Origin of the sequence: Desulfosporosinus lacus DSM 15449 (assembly GCF_900129935.1) — a bacterium.
Lineage (GTDB): Bacteria > Bacillota > Desulfitobacteriia > Desulfitobacteriales > Desulfitobacteriaceae > Desulfosporosinus > Desulfosporosinus lacus.
Genome location: NZ_FQXJ01000006.1, coordinates 138,523 through 163,382, shown reverse-complemented (window position 1 = coordinate 163,382; position 24,860 = coordinate 138,523). Strand labels below are relative to the sequence as shown.

Genomic DNA, 24,860 nt, shown 5'->3' with positions numbered 1-24,860 from the left:
TGAGGGAAACAAATAATGAGTGAACAAAAACTACTAAGCTGGCAAGATTTCCAGAATGAACTGCTTGTCGGGCTCTGAAGGACGAGAACTTCCGTAAAGAGTTGCTCGCCAACCCAAAAGCGGTCGTGGAACAAGAAATGGGCAAGCTAAAAGAAGGCTCCAAGTTGCCTGCAGCCCTGGAGGTCAAGGTAATTGAGCAGCCTGCCAATGCGCTTTATCTGGTTCTGCCCACACTGCTGCCCGAAAAACTTTCCGATGAGGCGCTGGATACAGTTGCCGGGGGCTGTACTTTTAACATATGTAAGCATAATCAAGTGGGGTGTAATTTAGAAGGACGTAGTGAAAAGCGAAGGCCCGATTTCTTTCTTATAGGGCTATTTTTCCCCATAATAATGATATTTGTCCCGGAGGGGAAGCGTTTCTTCTCCGGGATTCCTTGTGTTTGTACGCCAGTAATGGGTTGCACGGCTTTCCAGTGAAGTATGAAATCATAAAAAGCCGGATGCCATTGTGTTAATCCGTCATTGGTTAACTGGTCATATAAAGAATTGCAATAGCTTAGTGGTTACATCAAAAGATGTTGGAGAGGTGAGAAATGAGAACTTGTATTAACGAAATATCCTTCAGTGATTATTTGCTGGGCTTTAAGCTTGATCTTCCACCTATTGGAACTTATTACGTTAATCGTAGTTTGACAAATAATGCTCTTCTCTTAGGAGCTTATCTTGAGGATACTTTTGCAGGTATTGTTATTCTGGAATTTGCACATAGGCCTATATTGACCTATGTTTTTGTTGAGGAACGATTTCGAAGGCAGAATATTGGTACACAGTTAGTTGAGGCAGCTATGACCTATGCTCGAGATAAAGGTGCAGCAGAGCTTGGGGTTAATCTGATTCAGCAAAACGAATATGGTGAAGTCATGGACCAGATGCTGAGAAAAATAGGCTTTGAAATAATGGATTCGGCAACGATCATCCGCTATGCCAATGATGAGCACTGCAGTAGTAGATGGGCTGCATTTATGGAGGAAAAAGGGAAGCGTATTTGCAAGGCATTGGCAGGGCGTGGCTTTAAAACCTTGCCTTTCAGCGAAGTACCTTCTGTGAACTTTGATAAACTAAAAGCTGCTATAGGCGGAGAATTTCCTTCAAACCTTGACCCATTCAGCTTTATTCACAATCAAAACGATCGGATTGTGCCGGAGTATAGCTTTATTACATTAAAAGACGATCAACCTGTTGCCTTTGTCACGGTCACTACTGTGGATAATAGATCCCTAGTTTTTCAGCAATTATCAACGGCCTTAAGTCATCGAAGCAGAGGAGTTTTTCTCCTTCCCTTTGCGGCATTTATGGAAAGGTTCTTGGCAGGAGATAGTTATAGAAAGTTGTCTGCTGTAGTGCTTGACAAGAATGATAAAATGCAAAAGTTAATACATAGCCTCTTTGGAGCTCTTGCCGAAAGTATAAAAGTGCAGAATTATTATGAGATTAAGTTCGTACCATTTAATCCTGGGCAGTTCAAATAAGGACCCCCAATAACCTTACCTTCAGTAGTTGAGCTTAATCACGGTCGTGCAAAGAGGATTGATCTCGAAACCTTAGACAAACTTTGTGCTTTTTTGAATGTAGGGATAGGAGAGATATTTGAGCACAAAAAGACGCTGGCAATAAGCCGGCCCTTTGTCACACTTTCCTGGACAGGGACATATAGTACAGTGTGGGGGGTCGTAGAGGTCATTGGTGGTTGTATCAACGATTTTGATATCTCGTTTGAAGCAGAAACCCGGTGTGGCGAGCCGGGTTTCTGCTTTTAATGAGGGGGACAGATTGGGGACAACGCCAAGTTACTTTCGTTAATGCAGTCTTTAGCGAAGTTTAGTTGCTATACTTATCATGAAGCTGTGATTTGTATCTGTAATTTGGTAATCCGAAGGTTCCAGGATACACCACATTCGTTCACTGCACCAAGTACATCACGCCGGCATAAACAGAGATCACGACGCCACTTTCGGCCTTCTGCCGGAAGAAAGCGAAGTCATAAGTATTAGTTCTATAATACAAAAAGCAATTAACCCTTTGCGTACAGCAAGGGATTAATTGCATGTAAAAAACATTGGTTACTATTTTTTCTCCGTTAGTCCCTCGAGAAACAAAGCTAATTTGTATTTAAGGTTTTCCTCGAAAGGGATTTGTGAACGGCTAGTTATAGCTGATTGGATCAGGCCCATGAACATCTCAGTCACTATTTCAATTGGAATAGTGACTCTAAATTCTCCATTTTTCTGCCCTTCCTGAATAACATTTACTAAAAGGTCTTTAAACTCCGGACCATGTGGCGGTTGTATTGGTGATAGTGAATGGATACGATATAATTTAAATAATTGTTGATTATCATCAAATATCTTACCTAAAATCAATAATATTTGAGAGATTTTTTGTTGAGGATTAATCGATGATTGGTTCAGTTCTTCTAGCGATCTTTTAGCCTCACTGATTTTTTGGGCCAAGGCGTATTTGAGAATATCCTCTTTAGATTGAAAATAGTTATAAAAAGTACCTATACCAAAATCAGCACCTTCCATAATTTCCGCTACAGTTGTTTGCTCAACGCCTTTTTCTATAAACAGTTTAATTGCAACATCAACAATAGATTTCTGTACTTGCAGTTTTTTCCTTTGTCTGCGGTCCATTCCGTCCTCCGTAAGCTTATCCTCCAACAAACTAATTCAACAATGAATTTATTCATTATTAATTATAGATAGTTATTCTATCATCGTCAAATGTTAGCATAACCGTTCTACAGCGTTTGAGCATAGAGAGAGTAAAATCTTGTGGAGGAATTAAAAATGCATACTATTTAACAGAATTTAGGTATGCATTTTTATTTATCGTTGGTAGGTAGTTTTACCAAATTTCTTCGACTATCTGTACCGAATCCCTAATTACGTTACTACATATTCTTTCAAATATCCCTGACTCATGGGCGAGTTTAATGTTTTCCGGCTTTGTAAGATCTAAACCTATGAGATCTTTGCATGTATAACATCCATGCTTTGCCTTAATTCTCTCTATTAGCTCCTGGGCAAGATAGAAAGTATTACCTTGAGAATCTGCGTCGGAGAGGCCCTCATGGTTTCCGTGTTTTAATCCTATGGCTAAAATTGAGCCACTAACAGCCCCACAAATATCACCTTGACACGATATTCCTGCACCTAAACCAGTAGAAATTTTTAAGGCTAATTTTCGTTCTAAGCCAAGTTCTTCACTTAGTGTAGCAAAAACAGACTGACTGCATAAAAACCCATTTTTCATCATCATTACAGCCTTTTCAGAAACAGACATATTGTACCCTCCTTAAAATATGAATGTGTTCATGTTTGTATTATGTTCATATTCGTATTATATTCATAAACATTAAGACTGTCAATCAAAACTGAATGTATTCATTATTGAGCATAGATAAATAATGATGTATAACATTTAGTGGTTAAACCAGAAATATTGGAGAGAGAAATGTCAAAGAAAAAACGCAAAAGCGGCCATTACTGCAAGATTGGTTCTGAATATAAATCGAATGAGAGCTTTTCGGGTAAGGGACATGCAAATCACATCTGTAGAAGATGCAGTAAAAAGTCTCCAACTGAGCAAGCTGCAGAGGTTGACTATTCCAATGGCACAATACAGAAAACGAGTGGAACGCATGTTTATCTGCCAGAAATGGTAGAAGCGCTTTATTGGGGTTTTCAGGAATTTTTTGCTCCAGCTTATTCTGAAGAGGAAGAATGGGAAGAAGATATGGAGTTACAAACAGGTATTGAGGACTTACCATTCTGACTATCCGATAACCACCACTGTTTGAGGGCAACCTCGCGCTTTTATCCTGCGTCGAGCGGGGAAAACAATGGCTCTCTACATGGATTTTGTTTCATAATGACCGTTTGGGTTGGTTCTAAAAGGTGTTTGGCAGAATACCAATACCCCCTCTTCTCGTATGATCGATTGAACAGGGATCTATTCCTCTGTCAGATCAAAGCGGTTATTTCGGGTTACGGATACCAACGGGTATTCCAGCAAATCGAATAATGTGGTTGCTACTTCGTAAAGATCCTCATCGGACACGTCCATCTTTTCTTATGGAGCTTTTCCTCCGGAAAAGCTTATGAATAAGCAGAGGAGCTCGAAAATCATGATGAAGGGAATAAGCGAGGGGACGCAGCAGATTATCACGGCCGAAATTAACAGTATTAAAGATCAGACCGGCAGAATGCTGCAGAGCAACGGTCACTTGTTTTCAAAAGGACATCAATCCCTTCTCGGCCGCGATCATTCTTGGGACTTACGCTATGAATCAGGCGATTGCGAAGAATGATACAACGACCCAGGATTTGTTTGATCCGCCTATCGTATAGAAGCTTGTTTGATAGCCTGGGCAGGGGTATCGTTCGCTTGAATTCTTCTATAAAAAAGGAGTGCGCAAGAAGTGGAGAGGCGAATTTGCCTCTCCACTTCTTGTTATAGGTGCGCCACGCATAGGCGGTTAACTAGACGGTGAAAGTCCGTTATGGAGGTATGTAGCGACCAACCATTAGCTTAAGGCAAGGGTGTCCACCGCGAGGTGGAATCTGAACAGTACGGAGGGTAGAAATACCCAAAAAGAACGGAAAGAAACCTGCAGATGCTAAGAACCTACTCAATAGTTTGGATGAATAGATGAGAAGTCGCATACGAATGGTAACTTGGAAGCGATGGAAGAAAATACGAACACGGTTTGAAAACCTGATGAAAGCAGGCATTAGCAAGGGAACAAGCATGGATGTGGGCAAACACTATTGGCGTGTAGCCCATAGTCCTATTCTGACGAAAGCTCTATCCAACGAGCGATTCAAACGAATCGGATACCTTAGTTTCAGTGAATGTTATTCTGCGAAATAGCGTGTAAACTTTGGAAGCGCCGTATACCGGACGGTAAGTACGGTGCTGTGGGAGGTCGGCTGATCAATTAATGATCAGCCTCCTGCCCGATTCACTTGGAATTGTCGAACGATGCTATAGTTCATTACTTGCGTCTAAAAAGCAGGGCCTATGGTAAAAAAACTTTTTCATATCCAAGCGTTCAGACTTTAGCCGATTATTTTGGAGTTAATCGAGGACGATCCAACGCTGGTTGAAGGAACTGATTGACCGAGGAGCTATCACAAGAATTGAATGGTTTAATGATAAAACTAAGATGCAAACCAGTAACCGCTATCTGATCCGTGACATCTCTAAAATGGAGATGTCCACAAAGGGTGACAAAAATGTCATACTGGTGGTGACACAGATGTCGAACAAATAATTACATTCCCAAATTATCCGATAACATCTTGAGTCTTTTAGCAATATTATTATAAGTTTGTACTTGTTTATTATCAGGTTGTTTTACCTCAATATTAGTTATATGGACTAACAAATTATCTATTTCAGTAAGTTCTTCGTGCTTATTTTTAAGTGCTTCTAAATCAGATTTTTTAACTATATTTTTATTTAGTTTTTTTAAATAATTATTCATTTCTAATAGAACTATCACAACAGATTCTTGTATTGAAGGGTCAACAATCTTGTTTAATTCTTTGGAAGATGTAGCTTTATTATGCGAATTTAGAATTAAAATTACTTGACCACTATTATTCGTATATCCCTGTATTAAACCATCCAAGAGAATTAAATCCGACGTTGTTTTTGCGTCAAGCGCAAAATCGATAGAATCATTAAATTGCCATAGTTTTGTTGAATACTCATAATTAAAAACACTTTGCATCACTGAATAATAATCTGATTCTGGCACCATAGACCTCTGGTTGGTATTACAGCCTGAAATTAGAATAAAAGATAATATCAAAATAATATATATTTTTTTATTTTTCATTTTATATCACTCCTATTTATCTCTCAAAAGATCATACCTAGTGCCGCCCAAGATATAAAGATCAAAACCTTAGTTTTATACGCTAGATAAAAATAATGCCCCAAATCATTAGATATTAGGGGCATTACATTATGATAATTTATTTAATAGTAAATGGCATTTTCATCACCAATTCCCCAAACAGTTTCAGTACTAGCCCAATTTATCGATACACCAACTGAACCTGAAACTGCTCCCTTTCCTCCATAATCAACAGCTGGATTAAGAGCTGCTCCAGTAAATGATGTGGTATAACAACTATGATGATACTCTACAGCACACTCGATTTCCCCGGATGAGCCAATTGGAGTTACATACACTGATACATATTGGGTAGGTGTTGAACTTGTAAACTTTGAGTCATATGAGTTAAAAACAACCGTTCCATTACTAGAATTACTTGAACTTTTCAAGCTATTATAAGTACTGCTTGACGTACCCTTACCAGAAAATTTCCCCGTCGCCTTATCCCAATACACCACAATTGCATCGTACGAAGCGGGCCTAGATTCATTCGTATCTGGTGTATAGTACGTGATCATCCTATAATAAGAATCTGAGGCTCTTTTGGCTATTGCCATTTCTAACTCTAAGTTCCATGCTTCAAAAGATTGAATAGAAAAACTTTGATCGTTGCCTTTTTTGGGTTCTTGCAGCTCTACTCCAAGTTTTGATAAATTATTTTTTATCTTAGAAAAATCTTTTTCCTTAGTTAAGTAACCTACAATAAAGCTATCAAAATCACTATCAGATAATGAATTAACTTGTTGCTTAAATTTATTTAGATTTTCAGTACTTAAACTATTCAAATCTTGATTTGATAAATCAAACACTAATTTTGATGAAGGGCTCATGCTTGAAGTTGTTGCTGCAAAAGCAGTAGTTGATAATGACATGGCTAAACACATAGTGATAACAATACTCAAAAGTTTCTTTCTCATTATTTTACCTCCAAATTTTTAATTTAGTACTCATTTTGTTAACGGATATCATTGTGTTTGGGGAAGCGTGATGGTTTCTTAGGCTACCATGGAACAATTGCGGGGTAAAGTACGTTTAGCTGGCGAAGACCGTTATGCAACAGACCGAATGGGGTCTGTCTTTCCATCGGCAGTAACATTGTTGCTCTGGCGAAAATTTTCAAATGCCTAACGGTTATCGTTTCGGCTACCATCTACAATTCGATTCCTAAGTATACTTATTAAACATTTTAATTACCCCCTATCTCATAGTGAATAAAAGTAGATTCATACTATAGAGTGTTTTTCTAGGTGCTTTGGTTACATTATTTTTAAATTTTTAAGATATAACTCTATCTCAAAAAGCTTTATAGCCTTAGAAGTAACGTGGTAAAAAGTTACAAGTTAATTGTTAAATTTGCACCGGTACCTATGCACATCTATATGGTCGGGGACGTTTGCCCATACCTTCAAATATGTTTGACAAGGGTATAAGGTATTATCGTTGTTCTTCATAGATGAAGTGGCCAAGTACCGCCATTCGCTGCCAGTCTGAGATTAACGGCGGGCTCAGACCGTTTGAGATTAAGTTCGAAATAGGTACCTGCAAGTGGTTTTTGTGGAAGATGTAGGTTTATATAGCTGAAAGGCTTTTTCAGTAATCTTTCAGCCGGTCCTCAGGCTTGTTTCAGACTATTATTGCATAATGATATTGTTGTCAAACGGGTTTCTATCTTTTCTCAAATACCTCCTTCTCTTACCCCTCTAACGAGGGGCCTTTTTTATTTATACGCATGTAAAGAGGAGAGCTGTCCATGATGAACCTTACAGGCCCGGTTTAAATAAAGAGACCGACAGCTGCTGGATTGGCGTGATCATTAAGCTGTTTGGCAACCAGAAGACAACCAATGGAACCATATTCTTAAATAATTTCAAGAGAATGGTTTAAAAATATAACACAACAGTGAATAACTTGGCTATAGATACAGAAATAATAAGTATTGATGTTATGGTGATGTAACAATTCTTTGGTTTTGAGTAGGATAGGGTTCAAAATAAGTATGAAGGAGGGAGTATTTTCATGAATGCAATTTTAGGAGTAAGAATCCGAAGTTTGAGAGAGTCCAAAGGCTTTACGCAAGAACAGATTGCAGAAAAAATTAAGTGTTCAAGGCAAAAATATGCTAGGCTCGAGAAAGGTTTAATCGATATTTCATATGCTTGCCTTATGACTATTGCCCAAGTTTTAGGGATTAAAGTTGAAGACATAACATCGTCTGTCAACAATATTTCTCAAGAGCAACCCATGTTTAGAGCGAATAACGATTCAATTCAAGAAGATGAATTCGAATATATTAACAAGATGATTGATACATTTTATGTTCATCGAAAGCTATACCAGAGCGTGAGGCAGGTTAATGTCGATGAATAAAAGCAGGCAACTTGTGATAGAAAGAGCGGCTGAAAATGTAAGAGATGAATGTAATGTAACGGATTATGGATTCCAAAATATTTTTGAAGCAGCTGAAAAAGTGGGGTATCGAGTGATCCGATACCCTATTGGCGCTGAATCGTTTTTAGGATTTGCTTTAATAAAGGATACAGAAAGAATAATCTTTTCGAATTCATCGCAGATCTTATCACGGGAAGTTTTTTCTGTTGCTCATGAAATGGGGCATCAACGATTACACTTATCCGAGCAAGGTAAAACAATGATCCGAGATGATGATTTCAACGATAGAGATGAAGATGAAATTGAGGCTAATTATTTTGCTGCCTGTTTATTGATGCCGACAGATAAAATCCTTAAATTTATTAGACTAGAACTTAATGATAAGAATATCAAGATTTGGAATGGGTTAGACATAGCCAGGATTCAAACGACGTTTAATGTTAGCTATGATATGACGCTTGTTCGTTTGAAAGCACTAGGTATCTTAGATAATACTAGTTTAGATAATTTGAAATTAGAAAAGATAGAGAAAACGGCTGCAGCACTATTGAATGCAATCAAGGGTAATTCGGATTTGTGCAAATCCTCGGAAGCAAAGAAAATACCCGCTGAATATCTCGAATGGGTCATTTCAAATTATTATGATAAGTTAATTTCTAGGAAGAGTTTAGAAACCGCGTTAGGCTTTGTTGATTTAAAGGCAGATGATTTTGCAGACCCTTCCGAAGAGCTAAATGAAGATAAAAGCTTTGACGATTTGCTGAGGGGGATGGATTAATGGATGCGTCTCTTGACACAAATGTTATTATTCATCTCTATAATGCAGATTTCCAAGATCTTTTATTTAACAGATTTGAGAAAATTAAAGTGTATAAATTATTCGAACTCAAGAGTTGAAGAAGCACGCAGATGCTGAAGTCCTCGAGATATTTGATAAAGATGTTGAATCTGGGAAAATTGAGTTGGTCACGGATACTTATTTGAGAGAAATTGGAATGTTTGTAATGATATTATTAATGCCGCAAGAGAAATTCTGATAGTAAGCCCTTTTGTAACCAAGAGACGTACTCTACAAATGATGCAGCACCTGAAGATTGCTTTAGAAAATAAGGTGAAAGTCATCGTGATAACTCGGCCCATTGAAGATTTCAAAGACAAGGATACGAGTGGGATCTTGATCCGGAAGAACTTTATAATTCATGTCCCGATGTAATGGAACCCAAATTAGACAATTCAATACAGACAGCAAAAGGGTGACAAGGTTTTTGTCACCCTTTCCTGGACAGGGACATATAGTACAGTGTGGAGAATCGTAGAGGTCATTTGTAGTTGTATCAACGATTTTGATATCCCGTTTGAAGCAGAAACCCGGTGTGGTGAGCCGGGTTTCTGCTTTTAAGTGACCTTTTATCTGCGGGCATCTTTTTAGATCATATTTATTCTGTTTATGTGCAGGCTTATAAGAAAATGTAGAATATAAAGCATGAATAGTACTGGATTAGTTCATAAAGGTATCATAAAACTGCGCAGTTAACTCAGAAGGCTAGCGGCGGGACAACAGCCTGTCATCGCAAATCCCGATGCGTGAGGAAACTACTGCATGGGTTGCTCCTTATAGAATTTTTCGATCCCATGAAAGATGAAATAAATAACTCATAATGTGCATATTGTCACATTTTTAATTATACGAGATAATCAAACCATAAAATGGAAATTTAAAAAAGCTTTTGGTATCAATTGATTCCAAAAGCTTTGATGAAGATGTCTATATAAAAATTAGAGTAGAGCTTTTAGGTTCTGCTGGTAGATAATTATAAATGGTATATGTTTGAGAAGAATACATGATAATGTAAAAATACACCATAGGTTTTGCACTGGGTGACAGTTTCGACACGTTTCTAATTTAATCCATAGGTTTGCGGGCTATGACAGCTTCGCTGGTATTACCCCTAATTAGGTATCGCTAATATTGATACCAACAGATCCTCGAAGATCCTCTCCTTCATCTGCGAATCCTGGGCTTTTGAATAGAATGGGGTAACATTTACTGCCAACAGAGTTGGTTCAATGAAAGCCTCCAATATTGAATATGTTAAAATATCTGATCCAGCTGGTAATTGTACAGAAATATGGACAGATCTTGCTAACCTTCAATCAAGATCAGATTCTTATGACTCAGAGGGTCTACAAAATATAACAATAGTAAAAGAACAAGGGAGACGTGTTATCGTAATTGGTAATGTTGACGGAAAGGTAGATACTACTACTTGGTTAATTCCTGATAAAATAGCCTCTGAGAACAAAATCCTGTTAGGAAAATTTTTAAAAGTGTAAAGGATGATATTAAACAAAATTGGATTTTAGGGGAAGAGAAGACTCTTAACGGGAAAACATTGTTAGTATATAAAAATAAATACAATGATCAAACTCTAGATGTAGATGCTGAAACAGGCCTTCCAATAGCACGTCACAATTCGCTTACTCGTAACGATAAAAAGGTTGAGGGAACCCTGAGCGAAATATATATGAGTCCTAGCGAAGTTCCAGAGAACTTATTCAATCCTTATCCCAATATTAGCCCTAAGGAAGTAACCGCTCCCTTTGTAGATAAAAACTAATACGAAACTCTCAGGGCGGTCATTGTTGGATTTTATGGAGATTTTGAGAAGCCGAGGATTGCATTGGGGCGAGTATTCGGAAGAGCAACAATGCCAGGATGATGAGTCTCTTAGGAAGTTGCTTGATGAAATGGGATTTGCGAAATGATTAGGGTCGTTTGCAATTCCAGCCCAATCATAGGCCTTACTTCTTACAACAATCGGTGTTATTGGAATCTTATTGTTAGCCAAAAGAACGGAGAAAATTACAAACGTCAGACCTTATCTTGATAATTTGGTGCGGAGTGGTTACAGGATATCAAAAAAGTTGTATGTCGAAACGTTGGAAAGAGCAGGCGAATGAGAATTTTACCTGCTCTGTTCTTGCACCCGGATATTTTCCTTAGTCGTACTTATCATATTGAAACTTAAGAGGAAATGCGATAGTTCTTTGAGCTATAATAGTATTGTTAGAAAGCGTTCCGAAAAGGGCACTTTTTCTATTTGCAAAGTTTGGTAAGGGAAAGTTGGTTACCAGTTATTGGTATAGGGACTATTTTGTAATATAAAAGAAAGAAGCCGGGCAAACTGCCCGACTAGAGATTCAAACACTTACCGATTTTGGACATCAAGCCTTTCTTTAAGGCCTTCCTGTAGAACCTGCGAAAAATTAACACCAGCTTTTTCGGCTAGATCATTAAGCCAACTCGGAATGGTTAAGTTCTTTCTGATCGTACGATTATCGTTTGCCCTGCGGTATGCGTTGAAATCAATATCTACCAAGGTAACAAGCTCATTAGATTCGCATACAGGGTATAGAGTAGATGGTGATGGAATAGAGCGGCCCATATCCTCTTCGCAGATCCCCCAAAGCCCAATCGCATCACGGGCCATTTCTATGGCGTTAGCTACATCGGTGCCCTCGGTGTTAATATGCAAATCAGGGACAAAGACAACATAGCCTACGTCTGCCGGAGTTAAAACAACAGGATATACTTTTTTTATTAAAAAACACCTCCATATTTTTAAGCGGTTAAAGAGGCTTAGTTTAGCCCCTGTCGCTTGATAATCACTTTTGCTAGCTTTTCATCAACTTCTCTATGGCGAGGAATCGGTTCACTGTATATTCCGTTGGTGTACAAATCATGGTTTGCACCGTTTCTCAATAACCACCAACCATTATCAGTTAACTTATTTATTAATTAAGTCTTTCCGTTTCATTTCCTCACCTCTTAGTTATATTATACGCATTTGATGCGTATAAACCAAGCGTTTTATGAAAGATATCGCTTAAAAGAGCCTGGTAACTAGGCTCTTTTCTAATAGGCAAAAGGAGGGGGAACATGTCCAGGAAAAAGAATGGGTTCGTAAACGCAGGGAGATACTGACAAGAGATAATAACGAGTGCCAAAGATGCAAAGGTGAGGGGAAGTTCCACGTTGCGGAGTGTGTTCATCACAAGAAGCATCTAAGGAAGCATCCAGAGTTGGCGTTAGCTGATAGTAATCTTATTAGTCTCTGCCTTGGTTGGGATCCTTCTTTCTATTCCTCGAACACTTATGACATGGTTTGCCAAACCCATATGTAATAATTATTGCAGGATAGGGGTGACTCACTTGCTCTTACATAGTAAAATTCTTGGACAGCAAAAAGCCCAACGAGGAAAAAGCGATAGCTATCCCAGGCTCAGTAGCTGCTAAAACAGTAATAAATCCAATAAGAATCTATGTAATATTGAAGCTGGGCAGAAGGCTAGAGTTCGGATTTATACACTTGCACGGTTAGAAGCAGGACTTAGGGTTCCGATGGATGAGTTAGCTGGACAACATTAAGTTACTTTCGTTAATGCTGTCTTTAGCGAAGGTTGAGTTACATTTATTCCCTTACTTCAAAGATCAGAATATCTTCTCTTTTTCTATCTATTGAAGAATATTTATTATTTCATTGAGATAATCTCTGGCTGCGTATTAAAATAATTATAATTAAATTAGTTGGCACTTCCTTCTGTGATACAATTTTATAACCCCGAAAGAATCAAATGACAAAAATTGATATTTGTCATTTGATTCTTTCGGGGTTATACTATCTTTAAGGAGGTGACAAATACGACGAGTCAGTCGGACTTTTATGGAGAAGTTAGAAGTTTTAACAAAGGAAAAGATACTTGAAGCCACAGAAGAAACGCTTAAACGTTTTGGTCTAACAAAAACTTCTGTAACAGACGTTGCTAATGCACTTGATGTAAGTCATGGTTCGATATATCGTCACTTCAAAAGCAAAGCTGAGCTTTTTGAAGGTGCAACCGAAAAATGGTTGGATGAAAAAATCATTAAGCCGTTAACAGACGTTTGCAAGGATTCTTCGATGGTTGGGACCCAACATTTAAAAACGTATATTAAAACATTAATCGAATTAAAACGGTGTTACGCCCGTGAGGATGAAGAATTGTTTAAAATGTATGCCAAAGTAACAGAAGAATCCGCCGATTTAATACACAACCACGTAAGTCAAATTACAGACCAAATGAGTGAAATCATCTGCCGCAGTAGTATTAATGTTGATGACCCTCACCAATTAGCGCGGACCATTTTCCAGGCTACCACTCGATTTCACCATCCGGCCCATGCCTATGAATGGAAAAGCCCAACAATTAATAGTGAGTTTTCGAATGTTTGGGCTCTTATTGAGAACGGTCTTTCATGAAGTAACAACACAAGATATTGATGGGAATACATTACTTTAATTTCCATATAAAAATGTAATAAAAGGATTGATAGCCATAGTGAAACATTTAGAAGGAAAAGTTGCAATTATAACAGGATCTTCAAGAGGAATTGGACGAGTCGTAGCTGAACGATTGGCTGATTTAGGGGCTAAAGTGGTCATCAATTATTCCAGTAGTCGGGAAAAGGCAACAGAAGTAGTAAAAGAAATTGTTCAAAAGGGTGGACAAGCGATAGACGTTCATGCGGATATTGGGAAAAAAACTGATGTAGAAAAATTATTTTCAGAAACTATTGCTGCATTCGGCAAGGTGGATATCTTGATCAATAATGCTGGACTGATGATTACCAAACCTCTTGCCGAGGTAACAGAAGATGATTTTGATAAACAATTTTTTATAAACGTAAAAGGAACTTATTTTGCATGTCAGCAAGCTATGAAGCATATGGAGAAAAATGGACGTATTGTAAATTTTTCGACTTCAGTTGTTGGACAGATGTTCCCATCGTATAGTGTCTATGCTGGCACAAAAGGTGCTGTTGAACAAATTACTCGTCAGCTTGCAAAGGAATTTGGTTCTAAACAGATTACTATCAATGCTGTAGCTCCAGGTCCTGTTAACACAGAACTTTTCACTGCAGGGAAAACTGAGCAGCAGATCGAAGGTATGAAAAAGATGAATGCTCTCGGACGTATTGGTGAACCTGAAGATATAGCTAATACAGTCGAATTCCTGGTGAGTGACAAATCACAATGGGTTACAGGTCAAACTCTACGTGTGAATGGAGGATTCATTTAAATGATTAATTCTGCCGAGGATAGAGGGGTAACATAACAGTTATCCCTTTTTTCTATCCTTGAGAGAAGTAAAGGGATAAACTCTGGGGTGAAGCTCCATTTTTAAATGCTCCAACCCTAGTCATTTAGAAATTGATTTTGTTCGTTAAACTCCCATTTAAGAATGATCAACAGCTCATTGAATTTATTCGCGAATTAGCATTATCATATGGGTGGTTCTAAGACTTCCTTAGTGTTTGACTTCACGTAAAAATTCACAGCCTGATTCTCATTATAATTCCCGCTATAAAATCTAGACTACAGCGGCTCTCCAATACTGGACAAAAGTCCTTGGTTGGATAGTCTTCGACACCAGACTTTTACTTAGTACTTTGACACACTAAAGTACCATTGGGCTATACTATACCCTATAGCTAAAGTTAGGGGATTGTTGGTAAAATGAATATATTCCACGTCAAATATGAAAGGAATTGGGATTCCAATGAGCAAGTTAGAAGAAAGAAAAGCAGTAGCTAAAAGAAAAAGAACTACAAAAACAACAGCGACTGATGATAACACTGAGCAGATAGAACAACCGCAAAAGGCCGTTAAGAGCTACCCTGAACAAACGGATAAATTGATACAGCGATCTTACTATTTGACAGATAAATTGCAAAAGGCAATCACGATTAAAACTGCCGAAGGTGATCTTGACAAAAGCGGCGTTGTAAGGGAAGCGTTGAAGCTGTACTTAGCTGATATATTAGAAAAAATATAAATGAGGGTAAGCATATGGGCACACAAAAAGACAAGGCCTGGGATTACGCCTTAGGGATTATTAAGGTTGATGGATTAGAGCCTTCACCGGAATTTTTGGAACAGTCATATGCCTTCACATTTCCATGCCCAATATGGTGATCATAAGATAATTGTGGATATAGTCAATGGTTCGGTAATAAAGGGGATATTCCCATCAAAACAGCTAAGACTAGTACTTGCTTGGTGTGAGATTCACAAAGAAGAATTAATGAGAAATTGGGAAGCAGCAAAAGAACATCAAGACATCCAAAAGATTAATCCTCTTATCTAAAAAGGAGGTGTTATTATGTTCCATAGAGTTGTACAGGTGTTACCGACTAAGGATTTTAGGGTGTATGTCTATTTTGAAGACGGAAAGATAAAACTATTTGATGCATCTAATTTAATTACTAAGGGAGTGTTTCAGAGACTCCAGGATATAAGCGTTTTTATAGATACTTGTACAGTTTTGAACCATACATTAGCCTGGGACCTTGGGGGAAAATTTGACCCAAGTGGATGCTTGGATCTTGATCCGGAAGAACTTTATAATTCATGTCCCGATGTAATGGAACCTAAATTAGATAATTCAATACAGACAGCAAAAGGTTGACAAGGTTTTTGTCGGCTTTTCTTTTTAGCATCCCGCTTTATCTAACTAAGTAGGGCTTGCTAAATATTAAAAAAAGCTAGATTTCACAAGGGTTTGAGGGCATTTTTGTCGAATATTATGTGCATGGAAAAACGTAACTACCCCCAAAAAACCGTGCACATGGAGGAGAAAAAGATGTACCGTAAGCCCAGTTCGCAGATGACCATAGATGATTTCATCCTACCTTTTTCGGGTAAGCTCAGTGCCGAAAATCGCTGGGTTCAATTGGCCAAAATCATTCCTTGGGATGAAATCGAAGAGGAATACGCTTTTATGTTTCCAAGTGATCGGGGTAATGTGGCTAAACCTGTCCGCATGGCTCTAGGATCATTGATTATACAAACACGGTGTGGATATACCGATCGCGAAACCGTGCTGCAGATAACAGAAAACCCCTATCTTCAGTACTTCATTGGCCTCAGTGAGTACCAATTGACGAAACCCTTTACGCCAGTAGCGATGGTCAAGTTTCGGAAACGTTTTAATGCCAAACGGCTAGCCAAGATCAACGAACGTATCATCTCTGCAGAAGCTGCGCAAAGAGCCATACAAAGTGAAAAAGAGAAAGCGCATGATGAAGATCATCACGATGATGACTCGAAAGGATCCGGTATCGTTAATACAACTAAGCCTGTTGAAACACAAGAGGTAGAAGCGGCTACACCCGAAGTTAAACCTAATCAGGGAACGCTCATTCTGGATGCAACCTGCACACCAGCCGACCTGCGTTTTCCAACAGATCTAGCATTGTTGAACGAAGCCCGAGAAAAACTGGATGAGATGATTGATACCCTCCATAAGGCTTCTGTAAAAGTAGAAAGACGACCGAGAACGTATCGAGAGAAAGCACGGAAAGATTATCTAAACGTTACCAAGCAAAGGAAACCGAGAAAAAACCAACTCCGAAAAGCCGTGAAGAAACAACTGCAATACGTGAGACGAAACTTGGGAATCGTAGACCGGATGCTTCAAAGAGCAACTGCAGGAGCTGAGCCCTTGAGTCTACGGAAGCAAAAGCTTCTGGCGACCATTCGGAAGTTAGTTGATCAACAGACCGCGATGTACAAATCGAAAACCCACAGTATAGCGGATCGTATCGTAAACCTCTATCAGCCTCATGTCAGACCCATCGTACGAGGTAAAGCAGGTGCAGCCGTAGAGTTTGGCGCTAAAGTAGCCATAAGCCTAGAGAACGGTTACAGCCGAATTGAAAAGTTGTCATGGGATCCGTACAACGAAGCAGGGACGATGAAAGAGACAGTTGAGAATTACAAACGTCGCAATGGCTGTTATCCTGAAGCGGTTCTAGCAGATCGAATCTACCGAAATCGAGACAACTTGGCATATTGCAAAAAGCATGGCATTCGGCTCAGCGGGCCAAAACTGGGGAGACCGTTAAGCAAAGCCCTCATGAAGAAAGCCGAAAAAAGGATTGAGCGACAGGACGCTAGAGAACGCAATGCCGTAGAAGGTAAATTTGGAGAAGGTAAACGAAAATATGGGCTTGCCCGCATCTTTGCAAAGTTAGAAGAAACTGCAGAGTGTATGATTTCTATGCAATTCCTGGTAATGAACTTAGAGCATATGCTCAGAGTTCTTTTTGCCCAAATTTGGTTCTGGATATTTGGTCAAGAAACCGGTGAAATTTTGGTCAGTTAAGAAAAAATCGGGGTTTGGCTAGCAAGCCCTAATTAGAGATTTATGATGTTCTTAGATAAGAGCGGCCCTTGGGCCGTAAAATCAACTGCCATCGGCATGAGGCATTTTCCTCTCTGGCAGGCTTTAATATAGGGGCGGATCATACAAATCGGTTGTTGTTGAATCCTTTATATCTTTTTTGCCGATCAATTCACCGCCGGTGGAAAGTCGTCCGGATCAAGCTGTCCGCCAACAAAGCAGCTTTCTCTGTAACAATATAGTTAAAGAATTAGGAAGACTTGTTGAAGGAACTGACTAAGCTGGCTCCGGCGGACCCGAAGACTCACTGAAAAGTATAATCGCGTTTATATTTCTTGTGAGGAATTTTACTGCATACCTCCTACTCTGGCCATTCATGAAAGAGATCAAAAATAGTAAGAAATAAACGCAAGTCTACCTAAAAAAGCTCAAAAATAGTGGAAGATGTTAAAGGTGATGTAAAAGAGATAAAGAGGTTTGCTTTTGGAAAATCATGAGAATCATCATAAGCTGTAAAACAATAATACCCACGAGATTTACACGTGGGTATCTGATTTCCTTAACATCTTATAAGTGTTTTTAAGGAGGAATGGCAATAGTACGAGATACACAAATCTAAGTTCTACGGTTGAGAAGAAGAGGATGAAAACAATGGTAATTACCAAGTAAATGTTAAATAAGATTTTTATAGTTTCATTTTTAATTTTAAAAAATGTGTCATAGAGAATGAAAGAGAAAACACCGATAAACGGGACACTAATTATAATAAATTGGAAATTCGTTGTTTGCTCAGGATAGAATATAAAAGCAAAAACTACTAATATCAAAAATAGTATAGCAGAAGTTACATTTAATAATTTATCAATAACAAATCATCCCTTAATCAAAATATTTCAATTTCATTGTATCAGATTTAAGTCTGTTTATGAAGGCATAAATTGCCTCGGAATTGCCTTCATGGGATGTTGAATGTGCGAGTAAGGTTTGACGTTTAAATATGTTCTTGGTAGCTTTTTCTTATTAGTAGTTTGAGTAGCCAATCAAATTCAGACTTTCTAATTTCATATGCCAAGAATTCAGTGCAGTTCAATGCACAGAATCTAGTGCATAAGCACAAAAAACAAAAAAGGTAAATTGATTTCTCAATTTACCCTTAAACCCTTATGTGGTGCGGTCAAGAGGACTTGAACCTCCATGCCCTTGCGAGCACTAGAACCTGAATCTAGCGCGTCTGCCAGTTCCGCCATGACCGCGTAACAAAGATTATTATATGAGAAGACAGACGGTTTGTCAATAGATATATTCATACTGCTCCTCTTACTAAGGCACTTAATTCTCATTATGAGGAGCGTGTGTTCATACACAGAAGCCAAGGGGCAGTCCTTGGCTATAGTTATGACCCATACGAGGCCGCCAGTATGTAGTTATTTAAACTATCTTATCCCCAAGAGATGATTTATAATAATAAAAGACTTGAAAGGTGGCGAATTTATGGATCACAGAGATTTAGTCCTAGGTGAAGACGATGAGTTTAGATTTCATTGCCATGATGGGCTGGATTGCTTTAAAAAATGTTGCCGGGATATCAATATTTGTCTCACTCCTTACGATGTCTTGAGGATGAAAAATTTCCTGGGCCTTTCTTCAGGAGAGTTTTTGGATAAATATACTATTAAGGTGCCGGTGCATCACTCCGGCTTTTCTATTGTGCAAATCAAGATGTCCGAGGAGGATAACCTGAAATGTCCTTTCATCACACCCAAGGGATGCCGGGTTTACCCAGAGCGGTCCTGGTCCTGCCGAATTGCGCCGGTGGACATGCTGGGTGGGGGGAAATATTCTTTTGCTTTTGAAAGTTCCCGCTGCCACGGGCTAAATGAGACAAAGACACAAACCATAAAGGAATGGGTTCGTGACCAGGGTTTAGAGATCTATGAAGAAATGGAACAGGGGTTTAGCGAGATACCTAAACGCTTAAAACTTGCCGTCAACCGGGAAACTGATAAAGAGATTATTGAACTTTCCTTTATGGCCTGCTATGATCTGGACAAATTTAGGAGTTTTCTAATTGATAACCCTTCCTTATGTGAAAAGATGGATATAAATGAGGAGATACTAAACCTAATCACGCATGATGACGTTCAGTTAATGAAATTTGGTTTTAAGTTGCTATCTTCGGGACCAGACCGGTTGAAAGACCTGCTAACTGGTGGGGCTGAATTGAGAAAGATTTAGGATACAATATCTTAATATACAAGCGAATTGAAAAGCTCCTGCATTAACATGCTAGGGGTTTTTCCTATTAGTGAGGTAAACTATAGGTAGGTAGGTAGGTAGGTAGGTAGGTAGATGAACGATAGGTGTTCGAAAGATTAGGAGGAGATGGAAATGAGTTTGGGGATTTTTCTGGGGGCCTATTTCCTTTGGAATAGTTATGTTTTTGTGGCTATGGGAAGGGATAAACGCCGGGCAAAATTGAACCGATGGAGGATTTCCGAAGCCAGGTTGCTCTTCATGGGGGCGATGCTGGGAGGAGTTGGGCTTTATGCAGGAATGAAGTATTTCCATCATAAGACTACTCGCTTGAAGTTCACTATGGGAGCGCCTTTGTTAATTTTAGTTAATCTCATATTGATTGGGACTTTTTACTATTTATGGGGCTTTGGTTTAAAATTATATTAAAAAATTCTCAAAGTGATAAATTATTTAAAGGATATTATCATTTTGAAACGAATAATAAATAACAAATTAATCAATTTGTAAAGCAAAAACAAGATAGTTGTCATATTAACCGACTTTATGAGAAATAATAGTATTGATGGGGGTAGCTTAATGGTTGAACTTATGGCCGTTAAAGATTATGCGCAACAAATTGCTGAAGCAATTGCCACTGTTGTGAAAATCGATGTTGAGGTAGCGGATCATAATCTGATGCGTATTGCCGGAACAGGCAGGTATCACAAAGGGGTCGGTCAATCCATGGATCGGCAAGGGTATATATACCAGGAAGTTTTGCGGACCGGTCATCAATTCGTTATAGAAACGCCCGGCACTCATCCCCTATGCGCCCCGTGTAAAGCCCGGGGGAATTGTTCTGAGAAATACGAAGTCGTTTCTCCGATCAATGTGGACGATAAGGCAGTGGGAGCCATCGGTCTTATTTGCTTTAATGAAACTCAAGCTAAACTCATTCAAGAAAACCAACAATCCTATCTGATTTTCTTAACCAAGATGGCGGAAACTATTGCCCTAAAGATGAAAGAACAAGAGTTTTTGGCGGGTCTGGTTTCAGCCAATCACTATCTTAATTCAATTATCGATTGCTTAGAAGAAGGGCTCATAACCGTCGATCTCGAGGGAAATGTCCTTCACTATAATCAAGCGGCCAAGCGCTTGTTCAGCACTAATTTACTGACCCCGAGAAGTCATCTGAAGAGCTTGTTCATACCGCAAATTGTTGCGGATATTCTCAGAGCGGGGACTAATGTGAATGAAGTCGTTGAGCGGGAAGTGCATTTGGAAACTAAGAAAAATCGGGTTCAAATGATTTTGCGCGCCTTGCCCATAGATGGTGAAGAGGGAGTCAAGAGCATTGGCGTGACCTTGCGCCCATTTGATGAAATCGGACGAATTGTCCATAGGCTTTCCTTACAAGATGCAGGGTACACCATTGACGATATTTTAGGTGTCAGTGATACAGTTTGCCAGATTCGTGAACGAGCCAAGGTTGTTGCCGCAAGTAAGTCGACAGTCTTGATTCGTGGGGAAAGTGGAACAGGGAAAGAAATGTTGGCTCGCTCAATTCACAATCTCAGTTCCCGACAACAAGGTATGTTTATGGCAATTAACTGTACGGCGATTCCGGAAGCATTACTGGAAAGTGAACTCTTCGGCTACGAAGAAGGTGCGTTTACCGGAGCGCGCAAAGGGGGTAAAATTGGAAAGTTTGAATTAGCCAATAAAGGAACTCTCTTTCTCGACGAGATAGGAGACATGCCCTTGTTTCTGCAGGCTAAAATTCTTCGGGTGCTGCAGGAGCGTCAAATAGAACGGATTGGTGGAATAGCTCCGATTCCTGTCGATGTCCGAGTTATCGCGGCAACTCATCGAAACCTTGAGGAAATGATGGCTAAGGGAGAATTTCGTGAAGATCTTTATTATCGGATTAATGTGATTCCTATCGATATAAAACCCTTGCGGGATCGCAAAGAGGATTTGCAGATTTTGTCTGAACACTTTATTAAAGGGTTTAATCAACAGCTTAATAAAGAGGTTCGATTTATATCGGATGGATTCCGTCAAAGGCTATTTGATTATGGGTGGCCTGGCAATGTTCGTGAATTGCAAAACATTATGGAGTATGCCATGAATTTAGCCAAAGATGAAACCTTAACTGAGGAACATTTATCTCCGAGATTGAAAAAGATTGAGAGCCGGGCTGAATCAAATGAGTTCAACCTTGAAAAGGTTGAACGTGAGACTATCATGCGTTGTTATCAGGCCTTTGGAACAGGTGTGCAGGGTAAAGAAAGAGCCGCAAAGGCTTTGGGAATCGGAATAGCAACCCTCTATCGCAAACTTGCTCGTTACAATATTGAGTGATTTTGAAAAGAGAATTTGAAGCTTTGGTCTAATGAAAGATAGATCAAACTAATAGGTGTTATCATAATGATTGACACCTATTAGTTTGATAATTTTATTATCATTATGATAACGAGAGATTACTGGAGGTCAAGGCTGTTATCCAACTTTCGGCCTATCAATGTGATAAATATATTTACTTAACTTAAATGTAAACTCGGGGAGTTAACTGATTTTTCGACAGATGAGCCTGTTGGCATGAATTTTGCACGGTTACATATGCTAGAACCGTTAAAAGGTCAATAATTGTTAGGGACGGGAGGAAACAAAATGGCTTATACAGTTGTAGGGAAAAGCGTTACAAGAGTCGATGCTGTAGCCAAGGTGACAGGCAAGGCCAAATATACGGATGATTTTTCGGAACGGGATATGTTGGTTGGGAAAATCCTGCATAGTCCCTATGCCCATGCGATTGTAAAATCAATCGATGTAAGCAAAGCGAAGGCCTTGCCCGGTGTTGAGGCTGTTCTAACCTATAAAGATCTTCCTGAAATTCGATACGCTACTGCCATGCCCGGGGTGATTGAGGCTATTGCAACGGACGAAGTTGATGTTGCAGAACTAAAATATGGCACCGCGGGGCATCCTTTTTCTCTGGATGAAAGTCATCGTGACAAAGAAGATCGCTATATCTTAACTCAGAAGGCTCGATTCGTAGGAGACAATATAGCGGCTGTGGTTGCGACGGATGCGTTGATCGCCTCAAAGGCGTTAAAGTTGATTGAGGTTGAATACGAAGTGTTGGAAGCCTTAACCAGCACTGACGCTGCCCTTAAAGAAGGTGCTCCTTTGATCCATGATGACTGTGAAGGAAACATTCTGGCTTCAAACGGATACGCCATAGGGAATATTGAAGAAGCCTTGAAAGAATCGGATCATGTTATCGAAGGTGAGTACGAAACAAGTATTGTCCAACATTGCCATATGGAAAATCAAGTATCCCATGCCTATGTTGATTCGGATCGAAGAATCGTTATCATGACCTCGACTCAGATTCCCCATATTGTACGCAGGATAGTTGCCCAATCCTTGGGTATTTCCTGGGGCAGGGTGCGAGTAATTAAGCCTTATGTTGGGGGCGGGTTTGGAAATAAACAGGATGTCTGTATTGAGCCCTTGAATGTTGCCATGAGTTTGGCTGTGGGTGGCCGACCTGTGAAGCTGGAACTTTCTCGTGAAGAGGCGATGATTGATACCCGTACTCGCCATGCGTTTAAGTTTAAGATCAAGACCGGAATTAACAACGATGGCAAGATCAACGGAATTCATATAACGGCTGTTTCGAATACCGGGGCCTACGCATCTCATGGCCATTCTATTGCCAGCAGCGGCGGAGGAAAATTCCGCTACCTCTATCCCACAAAGGCGTTGAAATTTGAACCCATTACTGTTTACACCAATTTGCCCGTTGCCGGAGCGATGCGCGGGTATGGGACGCCCCAGATATTCTTTGCCTTTGAATCTCATATGGAAGATATAGCGAAAAAGCTTAAGATGGATCCTATCGAGATTCGGAAGAAAAATCTGGTTGAAGTCGGGCACGTAGACCTATTAAGTAAAAATAAGATTATGAGCTGCAGTATCCGGGAATGCATTGATAAGGGCAGGGAATTAATTAAGTGGGATGCCAAAAAGGCTTTGTATAAGGACCAGAGCGGAGACAAACGCCGGGGGGTGGGCATGGCTTGCTTCAGCTATGCTTCGGGGACTTACCCGGTGGCCTTAGAACTTGCGGGAGCCCGTATTGTTATGAATCAAGATGGCTCAGTTCAGCTGCAACTGGGAGCAACAGAAATCGGTCAAGGAAGTGACACGGTCTTTGCTCAAATGGTGGCTGAGGTTCTGGGGATTCCCATGTATATGGTGCACGTGATAAGTACCCAGGATACGGACATTACCCCTTTTGATACCGGGTCTTATGCTTCAAGACAAACCTATGTATCAGGGATGGCGGTAGAAAAGGCAGCTCTGGAAGTTAAAGAGAAAGTTCTTGCTTTCGCAAACAGAATGACGGATATTCCTGCTCATCTCTTAGATATCAAGGATCAATTTGTGGTCTTTAAAGACTCGGGGGAACAAGTCATAGCCTTAGAAGTTGTGGCGATGCAATCTTATTATGACAGAGTTAATGCCCAACCAATTACGAGTGATGTCTCGAATAATGCGCGAATTAATGCAATCCCTTATGGGGTAACCTTTGCAGAGGTAGAAGTAGATATCAAGACCGGAAAAATTAAGATTCTGGAAATCTTCAATGTTCATGATTCAGGCAAGATTGTCAATCCGCTTTTGGCCGAGGGGCAAGTTCACGGCGGAGTCAGTATGGGGATAGGTTATGCGCTCTCTGAGCAGTTGCTCTTTGATGAGAAGACGGGTAAACCTCTTAATAATAACTTATTGGACTATAAACTTCCTACGATCATGGATACCCCGGATATTGGTGCAGCCTTCGTTGAAAAAGAGGATCCAACCGGACCCTTTGGCGTAAAATCACTGGGAGAACCTCCAATAGTTTCTCCTGCACCTGCTATACGCAACGCAGTGTACGACGCAACGGATGTGGCTTTTAATCGGATACCGATGAATCCCCAACGCGTTTTTGAAAAGTTTAAAGAAACGGGATTAATCTAGTA

The 24,860-nt window shown here is 39.6% G+C and carries 28 protein-coding genes, 1 tRNA gene and 1 pseudogene; 23 read left to right on the top strand and 7 right to left on the bottom strand.

Translation table 11 applies throughout. From position 1 onward, the window contains the following. Positions 1-125: 125 nt before the first annotated feature. From BUB11_RS28260 to BUB11_RS28775, 3 genes are all read left to right on the top strand, one after another. On the top strand, positions 126-479 hold the full coding sequence (locus BUB11_RS28260; protein ID WP_242947508.1) for a hypothetical protein: 354 nt from the start codon (positions 126-128) through the stop codon (positions 477-479). A 116-nt stretch (positions 480-595) separates the two neighbouring features. Continuing rightward, a complete protein-coding gene (locus tag BUB11_RS09660) occupies positions 596-1,531 on the top strand; it encodes a GNAT family N-acetyltransferase (protein ID WP_073029552.1) in 936 nt (311 codons plus the stop codon). A gap of 9 nt (positions 1,532-1,540) precedes the next feature. Continuing rightward, positions 1,541-1,819 (top strand): helix-turn-helix domain-containing protein, encoded by a 279-nt coding sequence (locus tag BUB11_RS28775; protein WP_084110230.1) that lies wholly within the window; start codon positions 1,541-1,543, stop codon positions 1,817-1,819. A gap of 306 nt (positions 1,820-2,125) precedes the next feature. On the opposite strand, the gene BUB11_RS09650 is transcribed toward BUB11_RS28775, so the two are convergent. Both BUB11_RS09650 and BUB11_RS09645 read right to left on the bottom strand, forming a co-directional pair. After that, positions 2,126-2,695, bottom strand: coding sequence for a TetR/AcrR family transcriptional regulator (locus tag BUB11_RS09650; RefSeq protein WP_073029551.1), 570 nt, complete (start codon positions 2,693-2,695; stop codon positions 2,126-2,128). A gap of 214 nt (positions 2,696-2,909) precedes the next feature. Further along, positions 2,910-3,347 carry a C-GCAxxG-C-C family protein gene (locus BUB11_RS09645; RefSeq protein ID WP_073029550.1) on the bottom strand — a complete coding sequence of 146 codons (438 nt, stop codon included), beginning with the start codon at positions 3,345-3,347 and terminating at the stop codon, positions 2,910-2,912. 171 nt (positions 3,348-3,518) lie between these two features. Here BUB11_RS09645 and BUB11_RS09640 point away from each other — a divergent pair, with 171 nt between their 5' ends. After that, positions 3,519-3,839, top strand: a complete 321-nt coding sequence (locus BUB11_RS09640) for a hypothetical protein (protein WP_073029549.1) — start codon at positions 3,519-3,521, stop codon at positions 3,837-3,839. 177 nt (positions 3,840-4,016) lie between these two features. Here the strand turns inward: BUB11_RS09640 and BUB11_RS29070 are convergent. Then, positions 4,017-4,133 (bottom strand): annotated as a pseudogene (locus BUB11_RS29070) (DUF1659 domain-containing protein); the annotation flags it as partial. 58 nt (positions 4,134-4,191) lie between these two features. On the opposite strand from BUB11_RS29070, the gene BUB11_RS27000 reads away from it, so the two are divergent. Both BUB11_RS27000 and BUB11_RS09630 read left to right on the top strand, forming a co-directional pair. Continuing rightward, on the top strand, positions 4,192-4,374 hold the full coding sequence (locus tag BUB11_RS27000; protein ID WP_143187593.1) for a hypothetical protein: 183 nt from the start codon (positions 4,192-4,194) through the stop codon (positions 4,372-4,374). A gap of 341 nt (positions 4,375-4,715) precedes the next feature. Next, positions 4,716-4,937 carry a hypothetical protein gene (locus BUB11_RS09630; RefSeq protein ID WP_242947507.1) on the top strand — a complete coding sequence of 74 codons (222 nt, stop codon included), beginning with the start codon at positions 4,716-4,718 and terminating at the stop codon, positions 4,935-4,937. Positions 4,938-5,340: 403 nt separating this feature from the next. Here BUB11_RS09630 and BUB11_RS09625 read toward each other — a convergent pair whose 3' ends face one another. Both BUB11_RS09625 and BUB11_RS09620 read right to left on the bottom strand, forming a co-directional pair. Beyond that, positions 5,341-5,910 carry a hypothetical protein gene (locus tag BUB11_RS09625; RefSeq protein WP_073029548.1) on the bottom strand — a complete coding sequence of 190 codons (570 nt, stop codon included), beginning with the start codon at positions 5,908-5,910 and terminating at the stop codon, positions 5,341-5,343. 143 nt (positions 5,911-6,053) lie between these two features. Then, positions 6,054-6,890 (bottom strand): hypothetical protein, encoded by an 837-nt coding sequence (locus BUB11_RS09620; RefSeq protein WP_073029547.1) that lies wholly within the window; start codon positions 6,888-6,890, stop codon positions 6,054-6,056. Between the two features lie 88 nt (positions 6,891-6,978). On the opposite strand from BUB11_RS09620, the gene BUB11_RS28770 reads away from it, so the two are divergent. From BUB11_RS28770 to BUB11_RS29065, 6 genes are all read left to right on the top strand, one after another. Next, a complete protein-coding gene (locus tag BUB11_RS28770) occupies positions 6,979-7,101 on the top strand; it encodes a hypothetical protein (RefSeq protein WP_282433994.1) in 123 nt (40 codons plus the stop codon). 888 nt (positions 7,102-7,989) lie between these two features. After that, positions 7,990-8,340 carry a helix-turn-helix transcriptional regulator gene (locus BUB11_RS09615; protein WP_073029546.1) on the top strand — a complete coding sequence of 117 codons (351 nt, stop codon included), beginning with the start codon at positions 7,990-7,992 and terminating at the stop codon, positions 8,338-8,340. Continuing rightward, entirely contained in the window at positions 8,327-9,139 is an 813-nt protein-coding gene (locus BUB11_RS09610) for an ImmA/IrrE family metallo-endopeptidase (protein ID WP_242947506.1), read from the top strand. Before BUB11_RS09615 ends, BUB11_RS09610 begins: the two co-directional genes overlap by 14 nt. A 115-nt stretch (positions 9,140-9,254) precedes the next feature. Then, on the top strand, positions 9,255-9,398 hold the full coding sequence (locus BUB11_RS27530) for a hypothetical protein (protein ID WP_159436926.1): 144 nt from the start codon (positions 9,255-9,257) through the stop codon (positions 9,396-9,398). A gap of 1,030 nt (positions 9,399-10,428) precedes the next feature. Beyond that, complete coding sequence (locus tag BUB11_RS09605; RefSeq protein ID WP_073029545.1) at positions 10,429-10,695, top strand: hypothetical protein; 267 nt, start codon at positions 10,429-10,431, stop codon at positions 10,693-10,695. Positions 10,696-11,178: 483 nt separating this feature from the next. Then, on the top strand, positions 11,179-11,322 hold the full coding sequence (locus BUB11_RS29065) for a DUF3368 domain-containing protein (RefSeq protein ID WP_084110229.1): 144 nt from the start codon (positions 11,179-11,181) through the stop codon (positions 11,320-11,322). Positions 11,323-11,570: 248 nt separating this feature from the next. On the opposite strand, the gene BUB11_RS09590 is transcribed toward BUB11_RS29065, so the two are convergent. Continuing rightward, a complete protein-coding gene (locus tag BUB11_RS09590; RefSeq protein ID WP_073029543.1) occupies positions 11,571-11,963 on the bottom strand; it encodes a type II toxin-antitoxin system HicB family antitoxin in 393 nt (130 codons plus the stop codon). A 1,122-nt stretch (positions 11,964-13,085) separates the two neighbouring features. On the opposite strand from BUB11_RS09590, the gene BUB11_RS09575 reads away from it, so the two are divergent. The 7 genes from BUB11_RS09575 (at position 13,086) to BUB11_RS09550 (ending at position 17,568) form a co-directional block, all read left to right on the top strand. Beyond that, positions 13,086-13,661, top strand: a complete 576-nt coding sequence (locus tag BUB11_RS09575; protein ID WP_073029540.1) for a TetR/AcrR family transcriptional regulator — start codon at positions 13,086-13,088, stop codon at positions 13,659-13,661. 79 nt (positions 13,662-13,740) lie between these two features. Further along, the gene (locus tag BUB11_RS09570; protein WP_073029539.1) at positions 13,741-14,481 is read left to right on the top strand and encodes an SDR family oxidoreductase; all 741 of its coding nucleotides are present in this window, start codon (positions 13,741-13,743) and stop codon (positions 14,479-14,481) included. Between the two features lie 480 nt (positions 14,482-14,961). Next, on the top strand, positions 14,962-15,237 hold the full coding sequence (locus tag BUB11_RS09565; protein WP_159436923.1) for a hypothetical protein: 276 nt from the start codon (positions 14,962-14,964) through the stop codon (positions 15,235-15,237). Positions 15,238-15,251: 14 nt separating this feature from the next. After that, a complete protein-coding gene (locus BUB11_RS27785; RefSeq protein WP_200797895.1) occupies positions 15,252-15,377 on the top strand; it encodes an antitoxin VbhA family protein in 126 nt (41 codons plus the stop codon). Further along, positions 15,346-15,549 (top strand): DUF4160 domain-containing protein, encoded by a 204-nt coding sequence (locus tag BUB11_RS09560; protein WP_073029537.1) that lies wholly within the window; start codon positions 15,346-15,348, stop codon positions 15,547-15,549. Before BUB11_RS27785 ends, BUB11_RS09560 begins: the two co-directional genes overlap by 32 nt. A gap of 15 nt (positions 15,550-15,564) precedes the next feature. Further along, positions 15,565-15,870, top strand: coding sequence for a DUF2442 domain-containing protein (locus tag BUB11_RS09555; RefSeq protein ID WP_073029536.1), 306 nt, complete (start codon positions 15,565-15,567; stop codon positions 15,868-15,870). Between the two features lie 174 nt (positions 15,871-16,044). Further along, entirely contained in the window at positions 16,045-17,568 is a 1,524-nt protein-coding gene (locus tag BUB11_RS09550) for an IS5 family transposase (RefSeq protein WP_073029535.1), read from the top strand. Positions 17,569-18,752: 1,184 nt separating this feature from the next. Here the strand turns inward: BUB11_RS09550 and BUB11_RS09545 are convergent. Continuing rightward, positions 18,753-18,839: transfer RNA gene (locus BUB11_RS09545), tRNA-Leu, on the bottom strand. 238 nt (positions 18,840-19,077) lie between these two features. Between BUB11_RS09545 and BUB11_RS09540 the strand changes: the two genes are divergently transcribed. From BUB11_RS09540 to xdhA, 4 genes are all read left to right on the top strand, one after another. Continuing rightward, positions 19,078-19,821: a YkgJ family cysteine cluster protein gene (locus tag BUB11_RS09540; RefSeq protein WP_073029534.1), complete on the top strand. Its 744-nt coding sequence runs from the start codon at positions 19,078-19,080 to the stop codon at positions 19,819-19,821. A gap of 153 nt (positions 19,822-19,974) precedes the next feature. Continuing rightward, entirely contained in the window at positions 19,975-20,268 is a 294-nt protein-coding gene (locus BUB11_RS09535) for a DUF1294 domain-containing protein (RefSeq protein WP_073029533.1), read from the top strand. Positions 20,269-20,418: 150 nt separating this feature from the next. Continuing rightward, on the top strand, positions 20,419-22,188 hold the full coding sequence (locus tag BUB11_RS09530; RefSeq protein ID WP_073029532.1) for a sigma-54 interaction domain-containing protein: 1,770 nt from the start codon (positions 20,419-20,421) through the stop codon (positions 22,186-22,188). Positions 22,189-22,497: 309 nt separating this feature from the next. Continuing rightward, entirely contained in the window at positions 22,498-24,858 is a 2,361-nt protein-coding gene (xdhA, locus tag BUB11_RS09525; protein ID WP_073029531.1) for a xanthine dehydrogenase molybdenum-binding subunit XdhA, read from the top strand. Positions 24,859-24,860: the final 2 nt, after the last annotated feature.